20 protein-coding genes and 4 pseudogenes are annotated in these 24,729 nt (G+C 57.8%); 7 read left to right on the top strand and 17 right to left on the bottom strand.

Annotated features, from left to right (window positions below; genetic code table 11):
• Nucleotides 1-67 precede the first annotated feature (67 nt).
• Together NKH19_RS22390 and NKH19_RS22385 are read right to left on the bottom strand one after the other, a co-directional pair.
• Complete coding sequence (locus NKH19_RS22390; RefSeq protein WP_352869814.1) at nucleotides 68-1,216, bottom strand: HlyD family secretion protein; 1,149 nt, start codon at nucleotides 1,214-1,216, stop codon at nucleotides 68-70.
• Nucleotides 1,213-2,919: a hypothetical protein gene (locus NKH19_RS22385; RefSeq protein WP_352869815.1), complete on the bottom strand. Its 1,707-nt coding sequence runs from the start codon at nucleotides 2,917-2,919 to the stop codon at nucleotides 1,213-1,215. Before NKH19_RS22385 ends, NKH19_RS22390 begins: the two co-directional genes overlap by 4 nt.
• Before the next feature lie 401 nt (nucleotides 2,920-3,320).
• On the opposite strand from NKH19_RS22385, the pseudogene NKH19_RS22375 reads away from it, so the two are divergent.
• Nucleotides 3,321-4,329 (top strand): annotated as a pseudogene (locus NKH19_RS22375) (DUF992 domain-containing protein).
• Here the strand turns inward: NKH19_RS22375 and NKH19_RS22370 are convergent.
• Nucleotides 4,316-4,498 (bottom strand): annotated as a pseudogene (locus tag NKH19_RS22370) (winged helix-turn-helix transcriptional regulator); the annotation flags it as partial. The pseudogenes NKH19_RS22375 and NKH19_RS22370 sit on opposite strands and share 14 nt — an antisense overlap.
• A gap of 61 nt (nucleotides 4,499-4,559) precedes the next feature.
• Here NKH19_RS22370 and NKH19_RS22365 point away from each other — a divergent pair.
• Nucleotides 4,560-5,573: a zinc-binding alcohol dehydrogenase family protein gene (locus NKH19_RS22365; protein ID WP_352869819.1), complete on the top strand. Its 1,014-nt coding sequence runs from the start codon at nucleotides 4,560-4,562 to the stop codon at nucleotides 5,571-5,573.
• 174 nt (nucleotides 5,574-5,747) lie between these two features.
• Nucleotides 5,748-6,185: a GlcG/HbpS family heme-binding protein gene (locus tag NKH19_RS22360; RefSeq protein WP_352869820.1), complete on the top strand. Its 438-nt coding sequence runs from the start codon at nucleotides 5,748-5,750 to the stop codon at nucleotides 6,183-6,185.
• An 87-nt stretch (nucleotides 6,186-6,272) separates the two neighbouring features.
• Here NKH19_RS22360 and NKH19_RS22355 read toward each other — a convergent pair.
• Nucleotides 6,273-6,631: pseudogene (locus tag NKH19_RS22355) on the bottom strand (alpha/beta fold hydrolase); the annotation flags it as partial.
• A gap of 418 nt (nucleotides 6,632-7,049) precedes the next feature.
• On the opposite strand from NKH19_RS22355, the gene NKH19_RS22350 reads away from it, so the two are divergent.
• Nucleotides 7,050-7,274 carry a DUF680 domain-containing protein gene (locus tag NKH19_RS22350; RefSeq protein ID WP_352869821.1) on the top strand — a complete coding sequence of 75 codons (225 nt, stop codon included), beginning with the start codon at nucleotides 7,050-7,052 and terminating at the stop codon, nucleotides 7,272-7,274.
• 113 nt (nucleotides 7,275-7,387) lie between these two features.
• On the opposite strand, the pseudogene NKH19_RS22345 reads toward NKH19_RS22350, so the two are convergent.
• The 4 genes and pseudogenes from NKH19_RS22345 to NKH19_RS22330 all read right to left on the bottom strand — a co-directional run.
• Nucleotides 7,388-7,570, bottom strand: a pseudogene (locus NKH19_RS22345) (MBL fold metallo-hydrolase); the annotation flags it as partial.
• A gap of 54 nt (nucleotides 7,571-7,624) precedes the next feature.
• On the bottom strand, nucleotides 7,625-8,206 hold the full coding sequence (locus NKH19_RS22340; protein ID WP_352869823.1) for an SDR family NAD(P)-dependent oxidoreductase: 582 nt from the start codon (nucleotides 8,204-8,206) through the stop codon (nucleotides 7,625-7,627).
• A gap of 122 nt (nucleotides 8,207-8,328) precedes the next feature.
• A complete protein-coding gene (gene tehA / locus NKH19_RS22335; RefSeq protein ID WP_352869824.1) occupies nucleotides 8,329-9,339 on the bottom strand; it encodes a dicarboxylate transporter/tellurite-resistance protein TehA in 1,011 nt (336 codons plus the stop codon).
• Between the two features lie 633 nt (nucleotides 9,340-9,972).
• Nucleotides 9,973-12,447 (bottom strand): MFS transporter, encoded by a 2,475-nt coding sequence (locus NKH19_RS22330; protein WP_352869826.1) that lies wholly within the window; start codon nucleotides 12,445-12,447, stop codon nucleotides 9,973-9,975.
• A gap of 281 nt (nucleotides 12,448-12,728) precedes the next feature.
• Between NKH19_RS22330 and NKH19_RS22325 the strand changes: the two genes are divergently transcribed.
• Together NKH19_RS22325 and NKH19_RS22320 are read left to right on the top strand one after the other, a co-directional pair.
• On the top strand, nucleotides 12,729-13,379 hold the full coding sequence (locus NKH19_RS22325) for a response regulator transcription factor (RefSeq protein ID WP_352876592.1): 651 nt from the start codon (nucleotides 12,729-12,731) through the stop codon (nucleotides 13,377-13,379).
• A 205-nt stretch (nucleotides 13,380-13,584) separates the two neighbouring features.
• Nucleotides 13,585-13,965, top strand: a complete 381-nt coding sequence (locus NKH19_RS22320; protein WP_352869828.1) for a response regulator transcription factor — start codon at nucleotides 13,585-13,587, stop codon at nucleotides 13,963-13,965.
• Nucleotides 13,966-14,139: 174 nt separating this feature from the next.
• Here the strand turns inward: NKH19_RS22320 and NKH19_RS22315 are convergent, their stop codons facing one another.
• Nucleotides 14,140-14,658 (bottom strand): helix-turn-helix domain-containing protein, encoded by a 519-nt coding sequence (locus NKH19_RS22315; protein ID WP_352869830.1) that lies wholly within the window; start codon nucleotides 14,656-14,658, stop codon nucleotides 14,140-14,142.
• Nucleotides 14,659-14,972: 314 nt separating this feature from the next.
• Between NKH19_RS22315 and NKH19_RS22310 the strand changes: the two genes are divergently transcribed.
• Nucleotides 14,973-15,953: an alpha/beta fold hydrolase gene (locus tag NKH19_RS22310; RefSeq protein ID WP_352869832.1), complete on the top strand. Its 981-nt coding sequence runs from the start codon at nucleotides 14,973-14,975 to the stop codon at nucleotides 15,951-15,953.
• 92 nt (nucleotides 15,954-16,045) lie between these two features.
• On the opposite strand, the gene NKH19_RS22305 is transcribed toward NKH19_RS22310, so the two are convergent.
• The 8 genes from NKH19_RS22305 to NKH19_RS22270 all read right to left on the bottom strand — a co-directional run bounded on the left by NKH19_RS22305 (nucleotide 16,046) and on the right by NKH19_RS22270 (nucleotide 24,515).
• Entirely contained in the window at nucleotides 16,046-18,778 is a 2,733-nt protein-coding gene (locus NKH19_RS22305; protein WP_352869834.1) for an ATP-binding protein, read from the bottom strand.
• Between the two features lie 348 nt (nucleotides 18,779-19,126).
• On the bottom strand, nucleotides 19,127-20,002 hold the full coding sequence (locus NKH19_RS22300; RefSeq protein WP_352869835.1) for an MBL fold metallo-hydrolase: 876 nt from the start codon (nucleotides 20,000-20,002) through the stop codon (nucleotides 19,127-19,129).
• Between the two features lie 28 nt (nucleotides 20,003-20,030).
• Nucleotides 20,031-20,159, bottom strand: coding sequence for a hypothetical protein (locus NKH19_RS22295; RefSeq protein WP_352869837.1), 129 nt, complete (start codon nucleotides 20,157-20,159; stop codon nucleotides 20,031-20,033).
• A gap of 174 nt (nucleotides 20,160-20,333) precedes the next feature.
• On the bottom strand, nucleotides 20,334-21,053 hold the full coding sequence (locus NKH19_RS22290) for a hypothetical protein (RefSeq protein WP_352982801.1): 720 nt from the start codon (nucleotides 21,051-21,053) through the stop codon (nucleotides 20,334-20,336).
• Between the two features lie 2 nt (nucleotides 21,054-21,055).
• Nucleotides 21,056-21,484: a GlcG/HbpS family heme-binding protein gene (locus NKH19_RS22285; RefSeq protein WP_352869840.1), complete on the bottom strand. Its 429-nt coding sequence runs from the start codon at nucleotides 21,482-21,484 to the stop codon at nucleotides 21,056-21,058.
• A 54-nt stretch (nucleotides 21,485-21,538) separates the two neighbouring features.
• A complete protein-coding gene (locus NKH19_RS22280) occupies nucleotides 21,539-22,258 on the bottom strand; it encodes a hypothetical protein (RefSeq protein ID WP_352869842.1) in 720 nt (239 codons plus the stop codon).
• A 25-nt stretch (nucleotides 22,259-22,283) separates the two neighbouring features.
• Entirely contained in the window at nucleotides 22,284-23,114 is an 831-nt protein-coding gene (locus NKH19_RS22275; RefSeq protein ID WP_352869844.1) for an alpha/beta fold hydrolase, read from the bottom strand.
• A 141-nt stretch (nucleotides 23,115-23,255) separates the two neighbouring features.
• Nucleotides 23,256-24,515 carry a mechanosensitive ion channel family protein gene (locus tag NKH19_RS22270; RefSeq protein ID WP_352869845.1) on the bottom strand — a complete coding sequence of 420 codons (1,260 nt, stop codon included), beginning with the start codon at nucleotides 24,513-24,515 and terminating at the stop codon, nucleotides 23,256-23,258.
• Nucleotides 24,516-24,729 lie beyond the last annotated feature (214 nt).

Genomic DNA, 24,729 nt, shown 5'->3' with positions numbered 1-24,729 from the left:
GCATCCTTGCCGATCTCATCGTGTGAACACGGCCCGAAGTAAACTCCGGGGTGCGTCATGTGCCTGATCAAGGTGCGCGCGGAACTCCGGAAGTCGCGGATGCAGTATCTATAGAGGCTTCAACGCTCATGCCCGGTCCAAGGCGCTCCGCATTCGCCTGATCCGGGTCGATTGCGATCTTGACTGAAATCCGTTGTGGTATTTTGGTGAAGTTGCCAATCGCATTGTCTGTGCGCAAGACGGAAAACTCCGAGCCGGCGGCAGGCGATACCTCCTCAACCGTTCCCCGAAAACGCGCGCCGGCAAGCGCGTCGACAGTGAACAAGGCTTTTTGACCGGGTAGGATAGCCGCAGTCTGTCCTTCCTTGAAATTGGCGATCACCCAACGGACGGAGGGAACAAGGAAAAGTAACTGGCTGCCGTTCGTCACGTACTGTCCTCGTCGGGCGCCTACGTCGCTCAGCCGGCCTGCTTCCGGGGCAGTTACAACCGTGTACCCGAGATTAATTTCGGCCATCTGCAGCTGCGCACGCGCGCTTTCGACACTTGCCTCCAAGGCCTTTTCATTGATTTCAGCGGCAGCTTTGGTCTGCACTGCACTCTCGCGGCCCGCCTGCGCTTCCTGAAGCCCTGCTGCTGCTGTATCTTTAGCCGCACGTGCAGTGTCTTCGCTGCTGATCGAGCCTGAACCCTGCACTGCCAGGTAGGCCGCTCGACGAAAGTCCGCATTGGACTTAGCCAACTGAGCCTTGGCGCTAGCAATCTTTGCGTCGGCGGTCACGATATCGGCCACCCGCTGCGCGATGGTCTGCCGATTGCTTGCGAGGTTCGCAAGAGAAAGATCCAGATTGGCCTGTGCTTCTGCGACTTGGGATTTGTAGATGCGATCGTCGATCCGAAGCAGTTCTTCGCCCGCGGCGACGTTCTGATAGTCGCGTGCGGTGATCCGGTTGATGTAGCCGCTCACTTGCGGGCTGATTACGGTCGTGTGGCCGCGGATATAGGCATCGTCGGTCTTCACGATTGCCGTCGCGAAGGGTGGCAATTGCCAAGCCGCGAGAATAGCCGTCACCCCGCCAGCGACGAGCAATAGCGCGATCAGGTAGGACGGGAAACTCGTGGCCGCCGGGCGCCAAGAGCTCGGAACCGCGCCGGCCGGAGTTTGCAAAGGGCCGCCCGGAATGCCTTCGGTTGCAAGGGAAGGAGGTGTGCTCATGAGAGATTTCTCCGGGCTTGTTTGAAGACCGCGATCAGGACCACGCTGAGAAGCATGAGAAATCCAAGGGTCGCGACCAAAGAAATGGCCAGATAGACGTCGTTGTAGGCCGCCATTCGAGCGTTCAGGAGAATCTGCTGTGATAGTGCCTGGACACCTTCCGCGGCTCGTAGCGTGGGATCAGCAAGGACTGCCGAGTATTGTGAAGCGAGCGTTGAGGCGGTTCTCATCACCGTCGGGTCAGACCTCTCGACCTGTGCCGCAAAGTTCGCGAGATGATATTGCTGAGCGTGAAACAGGTAACTCTGCAAAAGAGAATTGCAGATCAGGGTTCCGACCGATTGAGTAATGCCGAAAACCGCGATGAAGCTTGTAAGCCCCACACCCCTCCTGATGAGCACCTGCCCGAGACCGAAAATGAAAACCGGGCCAAAAAACATGGTGGTCGCCACACCCATCATCGCCTGAGATACCATCAGCTGCTGCCCCCTTGTTTGAAGGCTCGAGGATGAATCGAGAAATGCGGCGGTCGCAGCGAATGCCAGCGAGATCAGGACGAGAAGGGGGAGGCGTGTCGGGGAGGCGAGGGCAGCGCTCGTTAGAAGACCAACGCCTGCACCGGCCAAAATGACCAGCGTTAGCGGTCTGAAGTCGTCGTTGGTGAGACCGAAGTCTCGCAGCATCGAGATTACACCGACCGCTTGTTCCGATTGAGCGAGCCGGCAAATAACGGCGATCATAGCCCAACGCACGAACGTGCCCGCGCTTAGCCATCGCACATCGATCAGCGGGCGCGCCCGGTGATACTCGATGGCAGCCACCAGCGCCAAGCACGGTAAGGCCGCCGCCAGGCACCAACCGATCCAGGATACGTTCGTCCACCATAGATAGCTCCCGACACCCATCGCCGCCCCGAAAAGTCCGATACCCGCCGCGTAGAGGCCGAAGGTCAGGGCGTCGAGCAGTTCAAATACCCGGGCCCTGATGGTTGGCGGGAGGCGGACGATCATCACGAGACCCAGGCTGACAAGGGAAAGTCCGAGCTCGAACAGATACAGTCCGCTCCAGCTATCAAATGCCAGGAAGTCCTTCGGAATAATCCACGCGATAGGCAGGGCGAGCTGAGGGGTGCCTAGTCCAAGCGTGACGGCCATCAGCCGACGTGTCGCGGACATCGCCTGGATCATGTAGAAGACACCGAGCGTGCTCATCGCTGAAGCACATATTCCGCTAGCCGCTCGCACAAGGATCGCGCTGGCCAGACTGCTGACGAGAAGGTGCGCGGTGATCAGGACGGCTTGCAAGGTAAGGAAAATCAGACAAAACGATCGTATACCAAACTGTTGGCGATATTTGACGAGAATGCAGCCGGTGATAGCATTCGTCACCAGGTAAACTGCGGGCAGCCAGGCGATCTCGCTGGTATTAAGTTCCAGCGCGCCTTGCAGGTAAGGCAGGTTCGCCGACACGAGGCCGTTGCCCAATGCGCCTGTCATTCCCGTGATCAGTGAGGTGATCCCGTAGATTGCGCGTCTATGCGGCGGATGAACAGGCGTCCCCGGAGATCCGGGGACCGGAGGGCGTTCGCTTTCCGCATACTCGAACGGCTCATCGTCTTCGAAGAAATGCCTGCGTCTTTCACTCACCGGATTTCGGGTGCTCAACCACCCTATCCAGCCGCCCACCGTCGACAGCACGAGCACACCCTTTCCTTGGATCCATGCCTAGCACCAAGTTGGTCACCAAGCTTGACGAAAGGATAGCCATGACCGAGACGGACGATTGCACAATCGTGCCCTTTCGTTCTGCGGCTAGCTCCGAGGCCGAAACTTCGGTTGTGGCATCATGATGAGACAAGCACGCCGCATCATTGTGTTCGAAGCATTCGGACGCCGGTATGAGGCCCTGCTGGACAATCGTGACTATGTCTAGAGCGCGACCCTGGGCTGCGTGAATTCGAGCAGTGTCGCCTCCCCCTGGAAAATATCGCCGTATGAGACCCCACCGAGGCTGCCACTGCATTGATACCCTCGGTGCGACGAGACCTGTCCAATTCGGTTTTTAAAAGGTGATTATCTGACCGTTTCAGACAAATTTGGACCTCATGGGGATCGAACCCGATCGGATCCACCAATTCGCTCGACAAGGAACGCCTTACGTTTCGGATTGTCCGGTCGATGTCCGCCGGACACAATTGTCGGCTCTCAGCTCGCCTGTCAGAAAAGGATCTCTTATGCGCTCTTCCTCAGCAATCGCTGCAACTCTTGCCGCGGCATCCCTTCTGGTTTTTCGACCGGCGTTCGCCGCCGAACATGTTGAGGTTCGGAGCCTGGATTGCGACGTTTCCGCAGGGATCGGCGTCATCGTCGGCTCACAACAGGATATCGCCTGTGTTTTTAAGCCGTCGGCTTCCGGCGCGTCAAAGTCCTATATCGGTAAGATTACCCGAGTTCGGCATTGATGTGGGCGAAATAAAGGCCGCCAAACTGGCTTGGCTGGTCTTTGCCCCTGCCAATCGAAATGAGAGCGCCTTGTCTGACACCTATGCTGGCGTTAGCGCGGATGCTGCGACCGGGCGTGGCCTCGGGGCCAAGGTTCTTGTTGGGGGCGAGCATGGCACGATTTCGCTGCAGCCGATTTCCCTCGAAGAGGATCAAGGTTTCAATATTGCAGTGGGCATCACGTCTCTGACGGTTGGGCAGCCGACTGATCATTCCGGTTGGCTCGGAACGTGTCTCAGGCGCGATCGATCATCGGGCAAACTTTGGGCGCTTGGCGCCGGTGCGCAAGTCCGCCCGTTGACCCGACTGCCTCCCCGATCATGCCATTACGCTGCCCCTCGGACCCAAGTGTTGAATAAATCCGACGAGGAAGAGGCCATGACTACGATTACCCCAACCGAAGCCTTGGCGAGAGCTTTGAAGCGGGCAAGGGCCGAGAGACGACGGCACTTCGCGGTTGCCGCAATCTGCGGGGTCGCGGCAATGACAGGAATGGCAACGCTTCTCTTGGTTCCACCGCCATCGCTTGGGACCTTGGCAGGCCTCGTGTTGGTAGCGGGGTGGCTCCAATTCATCGAAGCCGCAACAAGCCGCGACACCGGATCTCGTTGAATCGCATCGTTCCGCCGAGAAGGTGAAACAGGATGACTGATTTCCATTTCCCGTCAATGAGACCGATTGCTGCCTCAGCCGAGCAACCGGGACTGCAGTCGAACCGACAGTATCGAGCCTTACCTTTTGCGGTATCTTTTTTGGCACTACGTGCAAATTTCGTGCGTATTGCACCCTTTCTCAGCATGGCGCCAACTCATGCGTACATCAATCAGCAACGGAGTAGTACAATGAAAGCCATCGGATACAAGCAAGCCGGAACCCTGGACAGGGATGAAGCTCTGGTCGATATCGATGTTCCTCGCCCGGCGCCGTCCGGCCGAGACATTCTCGTCGAAATTGCCGCGATCTCGGTCAATCCTGTGGACGCCAAGATTCGCAAGGGTGTTTCCCCCGAAGCCGGGCAGTGGAAAATTCTGGGCTGGGACGCTGTCGGAAAAGTGGTCGAAGTCGGGTCTGACGCCAAGCAGTTCAAAATTGGCGACGAGGTCTTCTATGCGGGCTCGCTCATTCGTCCTGGCGCAAATAGCCAGTACCATCTCGTCGATGAACGGATCGTAGGGGGAAAACCTGCATCGGCCTCGAATGCCGAAGCGGCCGCGCTTCCGCTTACGGCGATCACAGCCTGGGAAATGCTGTTTGATCGTCTTGATATCCGCAAGCCCGTACCGGGCGCTGCGAACGCGATCGTGATCATTGGCGGCGCCGGCGGCGTCGGTTCGATCGCCATCCAGTTGGCGAGGGCGCTCACCAATGTGACCGTGATCGCAACCGCCTCGCGTCCTGAGACGCAAGCATGGGTCAAGGAACTGGGCGCCCATCATGTCGTGGATCACAGCAAACCAATCGCCGCTCAGGTTGCCGAGCTGGGTATTGGGTCACCTGCCTTCGTCTTCTCGACCACTGAGACGGATTATCACCTGAAGGAGATCATCGAGCTCATCGCCCCGCAAGGCCGGTTCGGACTGATCGACGATCCCAACAGTCTGGACATCGTTCCTTTCAAGCGGAAAGCTGTCTCGACGCATTGGGAGTTGATGTTTACGCGCTCGATCTACCAGACGGCAGACATGGACGAGCAGGGGAAGCTGTTGAACGAGGTTGCCGCACTGATCGACGCAGGCAAGATTCGAACGACGATTACGGAGACGCTTGCCCCCATCAACGCGGCCAATCTCAAGAAGGCACACGCTACGATCGAAAGCGGCAAGGCAAAGGGAAAGATCGTTCTCGAACATTTCTAAGCATTTGTTGAAAGGACCCGGTCAATCAGGGCCGGGCTCCTGACCGATCGGAGCCTGCTCCAGTTTTGGGGACCAAACTCTCCGGCTCACGGTCTAGCCACCTCGCAATTCGAGTGATTCCAGCCTTTCCAACTTTTGGTCGCGAATGGGCGACCGTTACAACAGGATCTTCCTATGCCGAAATTTAAACAGATCTCCCCCGTCATCCTCTCGCTCGACGTCGCTCGCTCCATCACCGAGCGTGCGATCGAAAAGATTGCTGACGTCGGGGTCCCCTACACAATCACCGTGTTGGATGGCGCCGGCAACCTCGTGCTCGCAACCCGGATGGACGGCGCTGCGCTGGCATCTATCGATACCTCAGCGTCCAAGGCGCTGACGGCAGTATTTTTTGGCGTATCCACGAAAGACCTTTGCCTCGCAGTCTCGAGCGGGCACCCCTTGGCGACGATCGAAACCTCCATTCCGAGAAAGCTCGCTTTTGTGGCTGGCGGCGTACCGATCCGCGATCCCAAACGGGTGGTGATTGGAGCTGTTGGCGCAGGCGGTGCATCCCCGAACGAGGATCATCTCGTAGCGGAATACGCGGTGGCCTCTTATTCGGTCGGGTGAAGCAGTGACGTCTAGATTCTTGAAGAAGCCGGAACTCATCCAGGGTTTCCGCCATATTGGCCATTACGATCAAGGTGGTCGGCCTGACGCGATGCAGATCACATAGACCAGCGCCTTTACGTTGGCATTGCCGTTGGCGGCCTCGGTGATGACAGGCCCGCCACAGGAATGCCCACCAGAACGACCGGCCCGGGGATCGACCGGAGAATGGCCGCGACCGCCGAGGCATCGCTGGCGACGCCGCGGAGCGGCTTGGCTGCGGCCTTGGCTACATAGCCGTCCCTGTTGAGTTTGATGATGACTTCATCCCAGCTCGACGACTCGGCGAAGGCGCCGTGCACCAGCACGACCGTCGGCTTGGCCTCTGGGCCGACCGGCTGCGCCATCGCGGTGCTCGATACGGCAAGTGCCGCTGCGAGCGCCAGCATCCTAGTAATGTTCGGCATTTGCTTTCTCCTTTTGCGGCCTTTCATGACCGATGCGCAGAAGAATGCGCCGACCCGGCGCGTCGACCTATTATGCGGAATGGTCAGTCAGACGATGCCAAGGTCCAGGGTAGGTCATCGCTGAGATCGGGTGACCGGTGGCATGCTGCGGCGGATGGCCGGAAGCGCTGGAATGGTGCCGGGGCCGCGGCCAATAAAGATCCACGCAAGCGGCTGCTTCCAAATACCAATTCGCCCGACGAATGTTCAGCGCAGCGGCAAGGCTGCCTCCCGTCAACAACATTGTCCCTGCCCTTCGGCTTGCATCGCCCAATGCCAACGTATGGGTCACACAGCCGGATCGTCCAATCGTCTCGGGGGAGCGAGGCTTTATAGCTGGATGGGTGAAGACCACCAAGATAACGATGGAGTTACTAAAATGAAAATGACAGCTCTTGCTGCCGCCGCTCTTGTTGTTACAGCAGGAAGCGCAATTGCCGGAAGCGACCACTATGGGTCCAACGAGGCCCAGCAGCCTGCAACTGCGTCTGACAACACGTATACCTCCTCGACCAAAAGAATGAACAACGATACCGGCATGCCGAAAACCGTACGCAAGCCTGTTTCCAACGACGAATATGGCCAAGGCATCTGGGGTCACTGATCCTGACCGACACAAAATTAAAGGGCCGGGGCGAGACCTCGGTCCTTCGGCGGTATCTGAGTTGCTTCCTTGAGAGGTGAACCAACTTCTCTTGCCAGCCGATTCCTCTAAAATAGGTGCCGCGCATTGGGAAAGGTCGGCTGCCAGCGGCAATCGACGAGCCTCGTGTTCCACCCGACGTGATCCACGTGCAGATGCGTGTGGAGGACGTAGTCAACCTCATCGGGGGCAACGCCGAATTTCGTGAGGCGCGAGAGATAAGGCGTGTTTAGATGGTTGAAATACGGTGCGTGCGGACAGATAAACCGGCAGCCTAGCTTCCACGACGGCAATGACCTGCGGGAAAAACCCTACAAGCTTTTTCGCATCAACATCGACGGCGGCCCTGTCGTTTTGAAAAAGCCAAAGGGGGAGCGATTTCCTGCACGGCGACCGACGTGTTCCGCGGCATGAAGCGTTGTGAAAGCGTATAGGAATGCAGGGTCGGCGGCGTTTGCGAGCGGAACGAAGCCAAGGATGGACGTGTTGTTGATGATCGTCGCTCGCGCCTGCTTCTTCAGGTGTTCGATGAGGGCAGAGGTCAAGCGGATCGGACCGAGCAGGTTCGTCATGATGACCTTCTCAGTCATCTTCTCGTCGATCTCGCTGCCGGCGTCGTCGAATGGCATGATTTCAGCGTTGTTGATCAATACATTCTGTGAGGGAAACTGAAGGATCAGCTGTTCCGTGACAGCCCGGATGCCGTGCGAGTTTCCCACATCAAGCTGCATCGTCTGGATTCCTGGGTTTGCCGCGGCGACCTCTTCGAGCAGCGCCCGTCGACGCCCGGCGATAACGACTTCGTTGCCAAGTTCGTGGAATGCTTCCGCCAAACCGCGTCCGATGCCCGACGCGCCAGCAGTAATCAAGATCGTGTTGTCCGTAAGTTTCACTGCCTTCTCCTTCGCTATTACATGAGGCCAGGGATCGGGAGGTATCCTGCTTGCAGGATCCCCCCGCGCGCTGGAGCCGCACACGATGGCTCCCGTTGACGCCGCGACGCGGCGGTCTGGACCTATCGCCCGATCGGCCGAAGGGGCAAAAGTTTCCCGGTGAACAGGAGCCGAAGAGAGAAGAGCGCCAATGCAAGCAATGCGAACGTAACCGCCGCGAGCGCCGGCATGGCCAAATACTCCAACAAGCCACGATCGCCCCGACAGACCATCCGGATGATGTCCGTCGCAAGGGCCGTGAGCCCGAACGAGAACGCCCAGTAAGAAGCATTGAGCGGTTGCTTAAGGACCCAGGGGAAAATCCTGATCATCAAAATGAGCTGCAGGAGCGCGTAACCCACCATTGCGTGAGCCAGCATGTCGGGTGTCCCGTCCGTCACACCGAGATAAGCGGCCGCACCGACAGCGGGAGGAGCGAGTTGGACCCCTATCGTCGGTCGAAGCGGCTCGGCCAACTCCGTCGTTGTCAACAGACGGTTCAACAGGACCGATTCGATTGCAAGCCATGAGAAGAATGCGGCGCCGAACGCGAGCTTTGCGAGATCGAGGTATCCCAAAGGTGCGCCCACTATCGCGACCACGTAGAAACCCGCGACGGAGGGCAGATATAGGACGGCGGTTGTCGTCGTCGCGTCGCGGCCGCCGTGCCACAGGGCGCCAGTCCTCCAAACTGAAAATCCTGCCGTCCAGATTGCGCCGGCCCAATAGAGAACATTTGCAGTTATGTCGGAATAGCGGGCGAGCACCAACCCCACCAGCATGGTCGAAACACCGATCAGACCGACGAAGCAACATTGCACGGGATGCCCAAGCTCCTGTTTGGCCTCGGCGGGAAACAGAACCCATTTGGTAGCAAAAAGCGCGATAAGCGCTACCCAGATGGCCGTCGCGACGAGGCCAATGACGTCTCCGATCGTCGATTGGAAATGCCAGAGTTCGCTGGCTGCTCGCCAAGCGTTGGCAAGACCGGCGGTTCCCAGCACGATCCCAAACATCGAAGCGGGAATTGCGGGCCCTAGGTGCGATTTCGTCGAATTCGTCGGTTCGATATTTTCAGAAGAAAGGGCGATCATCACAGCCTCCATTGTTCGATGTGAACTGGTAGCCAAATGACAAGGTCGATATTGTAAGATCCAGATGTTCGGATAACGACTTTCAGGATCATGAGCTCTTTCGACAAAACAAGTAGCTCCTCGATCGGTTTTGATCAGGTCTCGCGCGATCTGAAAACGCGATTGCACTTGAATCTATCTTCGAGGTCAGTACACGCACATTATCTATCATGTCGGAGCACACGATGGCGGCTATGCCTATCGCCTGGGGGGCATGCGGTCCGAGCCTTTCTCCCGACGATGATGCCGCTCTCTCGCTGCACCCGACGCGGCCAGGCGCCGGCAGTTGGGTTGTCGTGACACCCGGATCTCCTACCAATCGGCAGACGGAAAGTGCGCGACGAGCTCTCAAGCGGCGGCACGGGTGCGCAAGTGGTGAATGATTGAGCCACGCCTGGAAGAAGCTCAATCGTACAATCCGAAAGCGTGAGGCCTCTTCAGGATATAACCGTCGGGCCGCTTCAGGTCCCCCTTACTGAACCCCCGACCAGACGAAGGCGTCTCCGCCCCGCCTTCGGTCCAAGGCCGCGTCACGTCGGCCTTCAAGCGCGACCCTCGTCTCTCCTCCCAGCCTCGACGAGGGTCGCCCCTTTTTCAAACCGTGCCCAGATCGAAACCTTTCAGCGAAGCGGCCGTTGGAAAATCGACCTCGAATAATGCCCCGCCGCCTTCATGATTACGAACAGTCAGGGAACCTCCATGCGCTTCGGCAATGGTCTTGCAGATCGCAAGGCCCATACCCATTCCTTCGGCTTTGGTGGTGAAGAATGGGTTGAAGAGCTTTGAAAGGTTGTCCTCGCTAATACCGGTTCCATTGTCTTGGACCGAGATCTTGATGGTGTCACCTGCTGCGGTCGCAACTGAAATTTTGATTTCTCGCCGGATCGGATCTGTTGCGTGCATCGCATGCAGCCCGTTGGTAATCAGGTTGGCGAGCAGCTGCTGGATCTCGACACGATCCGCCGTTATGAACATGTCGTCCGAAGCTAAATCAACCGAAAGCCTTGCGGACATGGAACCAAGTTCCCGTTCCAGCAGGCCAGCGACATCACCTAGGACTTCCTTGATGTCGCAAATCTCCGGCTGTCGCTTCTGGCCTTTCAGCTGCTCCCGGGTCCGCTGGATAATCTGGCTGGCGCGCAAGGAATGTTGTACCACCCGCTCGGCCGCCGTCGAAGCTGCGGCGATGTCTGGCGGCGTCGCCTGAAGCCAGCGAATGCATGCCTGGGCAAACATGACGACCGCTCCGATCGGCTGGTTAACCTCATGAGCGATCGAGGCAGATATCGCCCCAACTGCTGCGGCCCGCCCGGCTCTGGCGAGCTCTCCTTGCGCGGCGTTCAAGGCCTCCTTGGCTTGCTCCCGCAAGGTTACATCGATCATGGCGCATGCCACGCGGTCGAACGCCTGCTGGTCATCCGGGAAGGCAAGGATGAAGAGTACGATGACCTCTCGTCCGTCGGCTCTGATGAGGCGGACCTCCCGTTCTAATCTTTCCGCGCCCGCATCGGCGGCGAATATCAGGTGGGGCAACAGATCACTTCCCGGTGGAAGGAAGCGGCTGATAGGCTCGAGTATGGCTTGGCGCGATCCACATCCGAGCAGCTCCACAGTCGCATCATTGACGTCGGTGAATCGGATCAATTTCGCGCAATCGGTGAAAAATCCCGAATACCTTTCTGCAAAAGCCGGGAGATCCATGACGCCTTTGTTTCTGATGCTTTCAAGGTACGCTCGCAGGTCGGCAAAATCCAGTTCGCACAGCGATACATGGGTCTGTTCGAAGATCGACCGATAGCGGCGTTCGCTGCGTTCCAGCGCGCTGACTGCTCGCCTGCGGGCGCTCGCGTCGAAGCCGATAAGGCTAAGTCCCCCCGTGATTGCAAGATAAAAGCCGACAGAGACGAGGCCGCTGCTATCGGCAAGTGCTTGCGCCACGATCGGAGAGAACGCTCCACCAATAATGCCCCCGATGTTGAATGCGAGGGACGTCCCTGAATATCGGATGCGCGCGGGAAATAAGCTCGGCAGCCAGGCCCCCAGTGGTCCGTTGACGAAGCCCATTACGGTGAGCGAAAACGCGAGATAGAAAAAAATAACCCACAATGAACCACCACCGAGCATGGGAGCGAGAAGCATGCTCGATGTAATGGTGCCGATGCAGCCAACGATAAGGATTCGTTCCGGATCAAAACGATCCGATAGCCAGCACGCCCCGACAATGGACGCGGCCATGAAAAAGATTGCCCCCAGTTCAATGATCAGAAGGTCAGAGCGGTCGATCCCGAGATTTGCTGTCCCATAACCCAGTGCGAACGCAGTGATCACGTAATACAGGGAGAAGCAGGCCACGACGCCGAGCGAGCCGATGACAACCTGCGTGAAATGGTCCTTGAGCACTTCAATGATTGGAACGCGGGCGGGCTTCGCTTCGGCGATCGCGGCTGCGAATTCGGGCGTTTCGACGAGATTGAAACGAACCCAAAGCCCGATCCCGACCAATGGCGCGCTTGCGAGAAAGGGTACACGCCAACCCCAGTCGAGAAACTGCTCGGGCGTGAGCAGCAGCGTTAGAGCGAGGAATAACCCATTTGCAAGGACGAAGCCGATCGGGGCGCCCAGCGGAGCAAACATGGCAAAACGCGCTTTCCAGCCAGGAGGGGCGTTCTCCAAAGCCAGCAGAACCGCTCCTGTCCATTCCCCACCCAGTGCCAATCCCTGCCCGAAGCGGAGGACGCACAGAAGCGCGGGGGCCAGCCAGCCAGCTACCGCATAGGTTGGCAAAAGGCCGATCGCTGCTGTCGACGCGCCCATCAGCGACAAGGCCGCAACCAACGTTGCCTTGCGTCCAATTCGATCGCCGAAGTGACCAAAAACCGCCCCTCCCATTGGCCGGGCTAGGAAGGCTATCCCGAAACTTGCATATGCACCTAGGAGTTCGGCCGCAGGAACGGTGGCGGGGAAGAACAGCGGGCCGAATACAAGGCTCGCTGCCGTCGCATAGATGTAGAAGTCATAGAACTCGACCGATGTGCCGATCAGACTGGATAGAAGGACGCGGAACGTCATGGGCCCGTTCAAAGCGCCGGGGCGGGTGTCACTCTTTGCTCTGATGATGTCTGAAGGCATTGCGACGGATCGTTATCTTTACTGCTTTGCGGGAATTTTCCGCGGACTTTCCTGTAGCCGAGGAGGGCCGCCAGCTTGGCCCGGGTGTTGATAGCCCCGTTTTCATTTGGGAATTTGTACGATCCGGCACTGGCGTGCCGGGGCATTATTGGCATCAATGTAGGAAAGGGTTAGCGCTCGCGCTGATCGAGCTCGCCGGTGCACTACCGCGTGGGGATTTGATGCAGAAGGTAATGGCGGAACGCATGGCAGCTGCCGCAAAAGATACGCCACTGGTGGTCATCGTCGATGACGACGATGGGATGCGCGAAAGCGTGGCGGAGATCCTGCGCTCGGTAGGCACTGAAACCATAGGCTTCGGGTCGACCGCAGATCTTTTGGCCTCGTCGTTGCCAGATCGCCCGGGCTGCATGGTTCTAGACGTTCGGTTACCGGGGTCTAGCGGGCTGGAGCTGCAGGCAAAGCTCGCTGCTATGGGTAACAGGATGCCCATCATCTTCATGACCGGCTACGGCGATGTGCCGATGACGGTGAGGGCGATGAAGGCAGGCGCCCTCGATTTCCTCATGAAACCATTTCGCGATCAGGAAATCCTCGATGCGGTCTCGCTGGCAATAGATCAGGACCGCACCAGGCGGGCGGAATCCTCCGCATCAGCTGAAATCGCGGAACTGGCGGCCGGACTCACCCCCCGGGAGCATGAGGTGATGGACGCGGTCGTTGCCGGACTGTTCAACAAGCAGATCGCGCACCAGCTGGGTATCACCGAAATCACCGTGAAAATTCACCGCAGCAGGGTCATGCGGAAAATGAAGTCCATCTCCGTGGCAGATCTGGTGCGCAAGGCAGAGCACCTCAAGGCTGCGGTCTGACCATCGAGTAACGCGGTCGGTCGGCTCTCCCTTCCGTCAGCGCTTCAACAAGCGAACGTCGGTCTGATCGCCTACTCGGATTGGATCGAAACGTCATGGAAGCATCCTCTGGTTTAATTACGTGAAGAAGCCGGCCCGCGTATTTGAGAGGATGCGTCCTGGCGGCTATTCTTACCAAGCCCGCCGGACGAGGAAGGACGTAACGGTGTCTGGCGGCAAGAGATCAGTAGCGATCGTCGATGACGATGAAGGGTTGCTCGAGGCGACGTCGGGTTTCCTTGAATCCATGGGTTATCGCGCCATACCATTCAGCTCCGGCCGCGAGTTCCTTGACTCAGGGCTGGTCGAAGAGGTTTCTGTCCTTCTTACCGACGTCAATATGCCGGGGATCACAGGTCTCGAGCTCCAGAAGATTGTGCGCACGCTTCGCCCTGCGATTACGATTGTCATGATGACGGCTTTGCAGGACGAGAACATTCGGCGCAAAGCTATGGCGGGTGGAGCGCGAGAACTCCTGCACAAACCGGTCCTTGCGGATGCATTGATCCGCTGCCTTGAAGACGCCTACGGCGGCCCAGAAACTTGATAGTCTGATTGCAGGAGCCGCCGGGCGTTTCGCGTAGGGCGGCTGGCTGTCCTTGGATTCTTTTGTCTTACTTGGACGGGCATGTGCAGCGGCGTCGGCTCGGTCATGAACGAAGCACGGCCCATCGCCGTTCGGTCGGCGATGGGCCTTGAGGTGGGGCGAGCCCGGGCTGACTCAGTGAACCGTGCGGACCGACGGTGCGATTGCCGTCTCGCGATTGGGCCCGCGCCAGCGGTTTGGCGAGGTACCGAAGGTTTTCTTGAAAACTTTGCAGAAGTGGGCCTGGTCGGTCATTCCACAATCGAGAGCGATCTGGCTGAGTGACGTACTGGTGCCGATCATCAGTTCCTTGGCATAGCTCATCCGGCGCAACAAGATATATCCATATGGTGGCTGACCGAATGTCAGTCTGAAGGCGCGGGAAAAGTGACTGATGCTCAATCGGACAAGCTCGGCCAGCTGCTCAATGCGGATGGTCAAAGACAGGTTCTCCTCGATAAAGGCAACGACCTTCTTGCGTTGCCAAGGAGCCAGGCCGCCCCGATTGACGACATTCCCCACCGTGTTGGGGAAATAGGCCGGTGCATCCTGCTGCGCGGGCACGATTGCCGCGATTTCGAGGCTGTCGGGAGTGCCGACCGAAGTAGCGTTGTCTAGAATTCGGCGTGACGCGATGTTTGCTTGGGCATTCATTTTGGAACCTCTTTGGCTTGTCGTGAATGCGCCGAAGGTGCCGAATGCCTGCCGATTTGACGATTGAACTCAGGTTCGCCCAGAATTAAACCATAGGATGATGTCTCGCATCACATGACGTTATCTTCCACTATCGCCTGCCAAATACCAAGCATACCCTCCGGCTGCCTTCGCCGTGCCTTGGCCTGTCGAGGGGAGGGGCCCATCAACTTGCGCCGAAAGATACAATAAGCGCGGACGTCAGCCTTTTAGTCTGCCTCCCATCGTGACGGTCGCGGGTTTCCGCCAACCGAGCGACGACAAAGGAGTCGGAGATGAACCGCAACCATTCTTTCGAACTTTCGCGCAGGCAGACCCTGCTTGCGGGAGCAACCCTGTCGCTTGCAATGGCCAGCCCGGTCTTTGCCGCGACCAAAACCTCCTCCTCAGACCACAAGCAAGGATCATTCCCAATGACCGATTCATTCGTTAAGACCAAGGACGGCGTCGATATCTTCTACAAGGATTGGGGTCCGAAGGACGCTCAGCCAATCGTCTTCCATCATGGCTGGCCGCTTTCATCCGACGATTGGGACGCACAGATGCTGTTCTTCGTCAAGAATGGCTACCGCGTCGTCGCACATGACCGTCGCGGCCACGGCAGATCTCAGCAGGTCAGCGATGGTCACGATATGGACCACTACGCTGTAGACGCCTGGGCTGTCGTCGAACATCTCAATTTGCGAAATGCCGTTCATATCGGGCACTCGACCGGCGGCGGCGAAGTCGCGCGTTACGTTGCAAAGTACGGTCAGCCGAATGGACGCGTCGCCAAGGCTGTCCTCGTGAGTGCGGTCCCGCCGCTGATGGTTAAGACTGCCTCCAATCCCGGCGGCACTCCGATTGAGGTCTTTGACGGCTTCCGTTCGGCGCTCGCCGCCAATCGAGCACAGTTCTTCCTCGATGTTGCGTCTGGACCGTTCTATGGCTTCAACCGGCCGGACGCTAAGGTTTATCCGGGCGTTGTGCAGAATTGGTGGCGCCAGGGGATGATCGGAAGCGCCAAGGCACATTACGACGGTGTCAAGGCGTTCTCCGAGACCGATCAAACGGAAGACCTAAAGAAGATTACCATTCCGACACTCGTTCTGCACGGTGACGACGACCAGGTCGTTCCAATCGACGACGCGGGACGCCTGTCCGTCAAATTGGTCAAGAACGGAACGCTGAAGGTTTATTCTGGCTACCCGCACGGCATGTTAACGACGCACGCAGATGTCATCAATCCGGATCTCCTTGCGTTCGTGAAGAGCTAAGCGTCAGCAGCCGGATAGAGAATGGGCTCGGCATGTTTGCATGCCGGGCTCCGTGGTACTGCGGTCGCCGCGATGGGGCAACAACGGGTTGGCTATGCGGCAAGAACCTGCGCGGCCGCGGTGTACTCCAAAGCAGGCGGGGCCTGCGGAAAGGCGGCGAGGATCTGTTCGAGTGTCCGTCGCGCTTCGCCGCGCTCTGGTCCCGTCTCGAGTTCGACGAGTGATGTAGCACAACGCAGCTGCCACAGTAGTGCCTTCTGTTGGTAGGCGAGTTCGAGACCCCGTTTGATCCAGTTTCGGCCGTCGCCTCCGCTGCGCGCCGAAAGCTCGCCCTTTAGCCGAAAGAGTTCCGCCTTGCACCATCCTGCCTCGCCAGAAATGGCAAGGTCGAGAAGCTGTTGCGGGGCGCGACCGCCGGCGACGACGACGGTGTTCTCCAGTCGCGGTCCATGAGCACCCTTCAGGAGATCACGGATTACGTCATCAGCGTCCTTTGTGGGGGACCTTCCAAAGCCTAAGAGTTCATAACTTTCAGCCCACTCCTTCCACCGAAATAGCGAGTTGGTCTCAGACACGTGCTGCAGGCGATCGAGATATTTACGAGAAAGGTTCGTGTGGCCCATGCAATGGTACATCGGCACGGCTCCTACCGAGAGCACTAGGCACGATGAAACGCCATGATTTATTTCGGCAGCCTCTCCGAGGAGCTCGTCGAGAATCGCGAGGGCTCTATCAGTGGAACCCATAATCCATGCCGTCTTCGCCATGACCATAAGCGCAAGATGCCTTTGGCTAAAGTGTACGCCGCTTGTGCGGGTACCTTTCCTGAGAGCACCGTTTGCGTCTATGGCCTCGAGGGCAAACCGCACAGCGTCGTCATTCCGGCCCATATAATGGGAGTTATGAGCTGCGATGCGAACGATCGTCGAGCGAGCCGGCAGTCCCAACTCCTTGTCGACTTTCCATGTGAGCTTATCGGCGGCCTCATACCGACCCTGTACGATCAGAATGGCACAGATGCCACTATAGGCCCGCACAGCTTGAGCGGGCTCGCCGACGAGTTCTGCCGCTTTTGCCGCGAGCTCAAACTGTTGGATGGAGTCATCGTCGCCTTGGACGCTGTGAAGATTATAGGAGATTGCCCCGTACGCGGTGCGCAACTTCGCTTCGGCAACCGGATCCTGTCCAATTTTCGCAAGTTTCTCGATTGCCTGCTGGACCACCAGGAACTGCTCACCCATAAGCCCGAGCTGGGTCCAGAGGAGGTCAGAGTTGGACGCCAGATCGACGAAGAGTCGATGCTCGGCTGCTGAATCAGCCCACTTCAAACCCGCTCGCAGGTCGTCAATGAGACTTCCGTGCGTTGCCAGCCACTCATGTGTCGTCTGTTTGTCCCAATCCTGCTCGGTTGCAGGCAATTGACCAAGGACAAACCGTGCATGTGTCCCCCGGACGTCTTCGGCATAGGTCGTCTCGTTCAGTTTGACACCAGCATACTCTTTGGTCGTCTCAAGCAGCTTGAGCTGACCGCCAGCCTCACGCTGCGATATCAGCGACTTAGCAAGCAAACCGGTCAGCGCGTCGTCGAAAGCCTCCGGCCCAAGAAAGTCTCTGGAGATTGCGGTGGCGGCGTTGTAGCTGAAAGCGCGGGCAAAACTCGAAAGCAGCATCAAAAGCTGCTTTTCGTCCTCGGACAGGTAGCTGTAACTCCAATCAAGAGTTGCTCTTAGCGTCTGCTGTCGCGGAGGAGCTGTGCGGCGTCCCCGACGCAAAACCGTCAGTGGACTGTCTAGTGACTGCAACAAAGCGGAGATTCCGAGGTCGACGATTCTCGCTGCGGCCAGTTCGATGGCTAGGGGGATCCCGTCCAGTTTGCGAACGATCGTTGCGATGTTCGAAAGATCTCCTGGACTGTTTGTCCACGAGTCGCCCATGGACAGAGACGCGCGTTCAAGAAACAGCTCGACGGCCGGGAACTTGGTGAGAAACGCTTCCGCTTCGATCTCACTTGGCATTTCTAGCGGCCCAAGCCGCCTGACGGTCTCTGATTGTATGCGAAGCGGCTCGCGGCTTGTTGCAATGATTTGGGCCTTCGGCACCCTGCGGGTTAGCTCTTCGATGACGTTTGCTGCCTCATCGACAAGGTGTTCGCAATTGTCAAAGAAAAGTAGGACCCTTTGTCCGCCGATCGCCTTGATGATGCCCGGAAGAGGGCTGTCGCCGTAGGACGTGAGCCCGAACTGCGAGGCCAGAGATAGCGCGATGCGACCCTCTCCGGCGAGAGCGCCCAGATCGACAAATACTATCTTCTCAAAGTCGCCCGCCGCCTCTTGGACAATCAAGGAAGCGACGGTCGTCTTGCCGATGCCACCTGGGCCAACGATTGTTAGCACACCTTTGTCGAGGACGGCCAGACAACTCTCGACGAACCCGCGTCGGCCAATCACGTTCATGGCGAACGCTGGCAAGCCGGCCAAGTCTGCGCGCCGGGGGTTTTTCGGGTCGACCCCGCGCTCTTCGACGTTAACCTCGAAGATATAGCCCTGATTGGCAACGTGCCTGAGGAAGGGACATGGTGAGCCGAGGCCTAGTGCCTTGCGAAGCGAAGCCATATGCACCCGCAACGCGCCTTCGGATACGGTAGTGTTTGGCCAGACTTCTCGAATGAGATCTTCTTTCGCAATCACCTGGTTTGCTCGCAAGACAAGCGCCGTGAGCAGGTCAAAGGCCCGAGATCCTAGCCGGATCAACGCTCCGTCTTTGAGAAGTCGGCGTTGTTGAATGTCGAGCTCGAATTCAGCAAATCGAAGAATTATCAACTCCACTGCTACCTTCGTATGTCTTCGGCGCCATCGCGTGGTGCGTTTCGAGATGATGCCTGCTCTGCTCAAACGAACGAGGAAACAGGACCGGGTGAAGCCTCACGGCTATCAGTATTACCCCTTTCAGGAAAGCTACACTCGTGTACAGGGTCACATCCGCTTGGTTGTGCGAAGCGTAAGAATCCACGCCAGACCAGCGGACCTAAAAATTCGGTCAGGGCATACGCTGCAACAGGAACAACCGCCGCCGGCCCGAAGCCGACCGAGGCACAGCGCCTTGTTACACCGGTCACTGTCAACCGGTGCAAGTGGCACTTCCTTTTGCCAACTTCGAGGCAGCCTCAAGCCGGTTTATTCGTCGTCTGCCACGAAGATACATTCGTAGCCGAGGCCTGATTTTCCACCGACTTGGCAACAATAGGGTGCCGCAAAATGGCCAGGGAGCAGTGTCGTCGACGTTCCGCTGCAGTGTTCCAAGAGGCTACGTCTGGTCTGAGTAGCTTGTTCACCATCTCGGCAAGCGTGACTGTTCCAGTCCGGATACCAAACCTGGATAGGGTGATGAAGTATGTCCCCGACGAAGATCAAATCGCCGTCTGACTCCTGTACTCGAAGCAAAACGTGACCGGGCGTATGGCCGGGAGCCGGTTCGATGAATACGCCTTCCGCAAGCTCGAAAGGAGGGTCAAGAAGGAGAAGCTGTCCGGTTTCAATTAAAGGCTTGATAGAGTCTGCAAAAATCCGGGCGTTGTCTTCGAGCTCGGCCTCATGCTCGGCGAGAAATTCAAACTCAATGCGGGAAACCAGGTATTTCGCATTCGGGAATGTCGGAATCCAGCGCCCCAGATGCTCGTAGGTGTTCCATCCGACATGATCGACATGCAGATGCGTGCAGAGAACATAGTCCACGTCTTCCGGTGCGATTCCCGTAGCTGCGAAGTGTTCGAGATAGGACGTCTCCAGCATCGAGAAGAACGGCGTGTGCGGCCGTTCCTTTCCGTTCCCCGAGCAGGTGTCGACGAGCACGGTGATCCCGGATGTCCGGACAATCCAACTGTGGACGGATCCGATGAGGCGCTCGTGTTCCGGCGCGTAATAACGGGGTATCATCCAGTCCGCGTGTTTGGCGACGGCCTCTGCTGTCCAAGCGGGCAGGTGATACTTGGGGGGAAAGCCGAGGCCCTCATATTCCTGAACGCGGTATACTTCCGATCGCCCAATTTTCAAAACACGCTCCTCATTTGAACCGAGACTGTCATATTTCAGAATTGCTGCTGCTGTCAGGTACCTGAAAGTGATAGCTCGAAGGCTTTTCGATCTCGATGACCACGATCGCTTCGGGATCGTCTGCGGGAAGATTTTTGAAGTAGCCGATCGATGTCACCGGGGCCTCCCTGGAAGTGAATGGAATTATCTGCAATCCGAAGTGGAAGGCCCGGGAAGCACAGGTTATTGGAGCATTCGGGATATGCCTGTCCGGCGTTCGGGTAGCGGCCCGAGGCCGCAAATGGCCTGTGCGCGCCACAGGGGCTTTGTTTCCAAAGCCCCTCCGTAGACGTCATTCAAAGTGGAAACCGGACAAATCGACCGACACGATTAGCGGCTCAGACAAAGGCGTGTTGTCGGGCTGACGCGGGAAAATTCTCATCTTTGACGGCAACGTTATGCCTTCGACCTTCACCGGGTCCGTCAAATAGCGGGCCGCGGCGTTTTTGCCCTGGATATCTACCTCGTAGTCGTGGCGAACGAGAATTCCATCGGCATTGTAGTAGAAGCTCTGCACCGTGCTGTGGGTTGCGATGGAGGCGGGGAAAGTCACGCGGAGCCGGCGCCAGGTCTCGCCGTTTTCGTTCCAGCTCTCGACCTCCTCCGAAACGACCCCTGGCTGTTTCAGAATGAACGGTGAGGTGAGATAGGTCCACATTGTGTAACCGGAAAAATAGGCGACCTGCGGATTGCTCCAGTGGGTTTCCATTTCATAGCCGTCGAACGACGCGCGCGGGTTGAGAAGCTCCTCAACGACTTCGCCCGCCGGCGTTTCGATGGTAACGCGGTCAGGGGTAAATGCCGACTTGTTATTGGTCGGGGAGAACGGCCAATGCGAAACCCATTCCCGCTTCAGATCGACTTTGACATGGCAATCTTCGAGAACGGTCGCTTTGCCCTTGAGACCCCAGAGAACGCCACCCTGATGAAGCTTTGCCGTCAGGAACGAGAAACGAGAAAATCGCTCCATTCCGCCATGCGCCTCGATTGCGGTTTCGACTAGATTGGTCACTGTTACTTCCTTTCTTTTGATGATTTGATGGTTGCGAGCGCCGCTTCGGCAACAGCCGTGTCCTGCTCGACCGTGCCTCCGCTCACACCGATCGCGCCGGCCACATGTCCGTCGATCTCGATGGGTAGACCACCACCTAGAATCACGTATTTGCCTCCTGCCGCATTACCGATCGAAAACAACGCAGCCCCGGGCTGGATCATGGGAACGAACGCCGCAGAAGGCGCGTGGAACGAGCGTGAGGTCTGAGCCTTTCCGACCGCGACGTCGAAGGCGCCAGGCCAGGCGCCGTCCATGCGCGCCATTCCGACAAGTTCTCCGCCGTGATCGAGAACAACGATTGTGGATCGTACCCCGATCGCAGCGGCTTTTTCCTCGGCAGCAGCGAGAGCCAGCTTCGCCGCTCCCAAGCCAATTTGTGGGACGAACATCTCTGTTTCCTCAATCATTGATTTGAGGGCGGCGCGATACGTCGCCCAAGCTGTTCAGCGCAGCTCGATATCCGAAAGGTCGATCGACACTACGAGAGGTTCCGACAGAGAATTTCCGTCGGTCTGACGCGGGAAAATGCGACGCTCAGTCGGGAACTTCAGGCCTGAAACTGTCGTGTAGCCCGAAATGTAATGGGCGCCCGGCGTGTTTCCGGCAATCTCGACATCATAGTCATGCCGCTTCAGAAGGCCGTCAGCATCGACGTAAAGTGTCTGCACGGTGCTGTGCGTGGCGATTTCCTTCGGGAAGGTGACTTTCAGCCGGTTCCAGGTCTCACCCTTTTCCGTCCAGTCTTCGAACTGTTCGCTGACGACGCCAGGCTGGGCGAGCACAAACGGCATGTTCAGGTATGTCCACATCGCAATGCCCGCGAAATAAGCAAGCTGCGGCTCGGACCATGGCGTCTCGAGGGTGTGTCCTGCGAACGATGCGCGCGGATCGCTGAGCTCTTCAACGACGTTGCCCGAGCTGTCCTGGATCTCGACCTTGCCCGGCCGGAATTGCGAGACCTTGCCGTCGGGACCGAACGGATGATGGGAGGCCCACTCATCGCGCAAGCCGACGGTCACATTCGTTTCGTCAAGCTTGCCGGCATGACCCTTGAGCACCCACAGGGCGCCTCCCTGTGTCAGATGCGCGGTCAGGCTTGTAAACCTGTTCCAGGTTTCGAGCCCGCCATGGGCGTCGACAATCTTCTGTGCGAGCGAATTCATTGAAATGTCCTTTGAAATTGACTGATCAGGCGTCGAGGAAAGTGCTTACGTGGGCGACGAACGTTTCGGAGTACTGGAACAGTGCCCCGTGACCCGAGTCGGGATAAATAATCAGCGTGCCATCGCTCATGTTTTTGAACATCTGGTAGGCGTTGATCGATGGAAACATCGTGTCGTCGCTGCCGTGAACAATAAGCGTGGGCTGCTTGATCGCCCTCAGCGAGGCGTGAGCTTCATCCTTCTCTGCACACCAGCCGATGATCGCCTTCGCCTGCGGATTGCTGACATTCTCGCCACTGTCCGGATCACGATCCTCCTTGCGGGCGGCCGCACGATCGACGAAGGCAGCGCCTGCGGCCTGGCTTGCCTTTGTGGGCGTGAAGAACAGCGGAAGGCGGACATCGCGTGCATTTTTCGAGAAAGCCTCTTCGACGACCTGTAACAGATGCTCCTCGCCGCCCTTGGGCGCTGATCCGGCAACGATCAGCTTGCGAACGTTGATGGTCGACCGCGGTGCCATGATTTGAGCAAGGAACCCACCGAGCGAGAAGCCGAGTAGATCCACTTCCTTCAGGCCGACGGCGACAATGAAGGCCTCGGCGTCATACGCCATCTGCTCCACATTATCAGGGACTTCGCCCGTGGATGTCCCGACGCCGGTGTTATTAAAGACGATTACCGGACGTTCGGTCGCAAGCGCGTTGACGACCTTGGGATCCCAGGCATCCATCGTGCCCGTGAAATGCTGAAGGAGGACGAGCGGAACGCCGGTTTCCGGACCGAGCCGACGATAGGCGAAATGGATGCCGTTCGCTTCAACAGTTTCTGTTTTGGAGGTTTCGAGTGTCTTTCGCATCTGCGTTTCCTTTTTGGTTTGAGCGAGTGAATTTCCGGCGGCTGCCCGACGGGAAAATGCAAATTGGCAATCCGTTAGGCGAGTTAAGTGCTGTTAAGTCTTGTTACGTGGGCAGGCGGCGTCGGTATTGGCACATACTGCTCACGAACCGTGCGGAGGTTCAGCATGCAGGAGATTTCTGATCTTCTGAGAGAGCGTTGCAGTGTGCTCCGCGTTGCGAAGACCCGCGGTGGGGTTCGCTGCAAGGTCCGTGTGTTTGGCGACGATCGTCCCGAGCTCATCAGCAATGGCGGGTCTGTCACTTAAGAGCGCCGCGATACGCTCCTTGGAAATCTCATAGACGACGACGAAGGTTGCAGCCCGGATGGAGGCTCTCTCGGCTGCTGCCATCAACACACCAACTTCTCCAATGAAGTCGCCCGGGGATAGCTTTCGCGCGTCTTCGTGCTTCGAGCCGTCCTTCCCCTCAACAATCGCAACGCCGCTTCTGATGATATAAAGCGAGGCCATCTTCGTGCCGCGCTCCACAATGGTGGAGCCCTGCTGGAAAGTTAGACGGGTCATCGAGGCCGCAAGCGCTCCCTTTTCATCTTCGGTGAGCGCGGCGAAAAGGTTGATGGCATTCAGAAGTCGCCACGCCGAACTCGGGTGGTGTTCTGGCGTAGTCCTGCTTCCTTTCCCCGTAGAGCCTTCGCCAGGCTCCGGTGCAAGCGAGAGGCCGGCCGCCTTCAGATGGCGGTAGATGAGGTCGAATATCTCAGATTGCGCCGCATCGGAGAGGCTCAACGAACTCACACTGAAACTCAGTTCGACTTCGACGACCTCCCGGCTCAGACCCGTTACGCGTGTCGATGTGGGCGGCTCTCTGGCAATGAGATTGCTGCTGGCCAATGCGGTGCGGAGCACCGCCTCGATCGTTACCGGCGACTTGTCAAGCGTGACGCGAACCTTGAGCTTTTTGCCGTGACTGTGGGAAGGGCTGCTGAGGTTTATGAATATCGCTTTGGCGAGGGCGCTGTTTGGAATAACGACGAGATCGTTGGCCGAATTGACCAAGTGCGTCGAACGCCAATTGGTCTCGATCAGCTTGCCCTGTGTACCGGCGTCCAGAAAGATCCAGTCTCCCACGGTGTAGGGATGACCGAGTTTCAGGGCAATTCCGGAGAACAGGTCATTCAGCGTACTTTGAAGCGCAAGTCCAAGAATGATTGCAAATGCGCCCGAGGTCGCAATGAGCGTGCCAACGGGTATCCCGAAGACATAGCGCTGATCGACAGGAATGATCCAATATAGACAATTGCCACCACCAGGTCCTGGAGCAGGCGTCCTTCCTTCGAATTCCCCTCGAAAATCAGGAAGAGACGCACGGCGCTTACGACAACACTCGCGCCCGCGGCCCACCAGATCGCCTTCATCAGATCAAGGAGAACGGTCTGAGTGATGTCGGGGTCCCTCGCTTCGGCAGCAAAAGGGACATGTCCAGCGACAAGCAGAATCGTGGTCAGCAGCAAGAAAAAGCAAAAGTTCACGACAAGTCGAACAGCCGCGGGCCTCCGCCCGAGAACGACTCGAACCAGAAGACGGAAAAGTATCAGGGCCGTTGCTTCCGCAAGGG

The organism is Mesorhizobium sp. M1338, from assembly GCF_040318045.1.
GTDB lineage: Bacteria > Pseudomonadota > Alphaproteobacteria > Rhizobiales > Rhizobiaceae > Mesorhizobium.
Note: the sequence above shows the minus strand (reverse complement) of the source record. Positions and strands in the feature narration are given on the sequence as shown.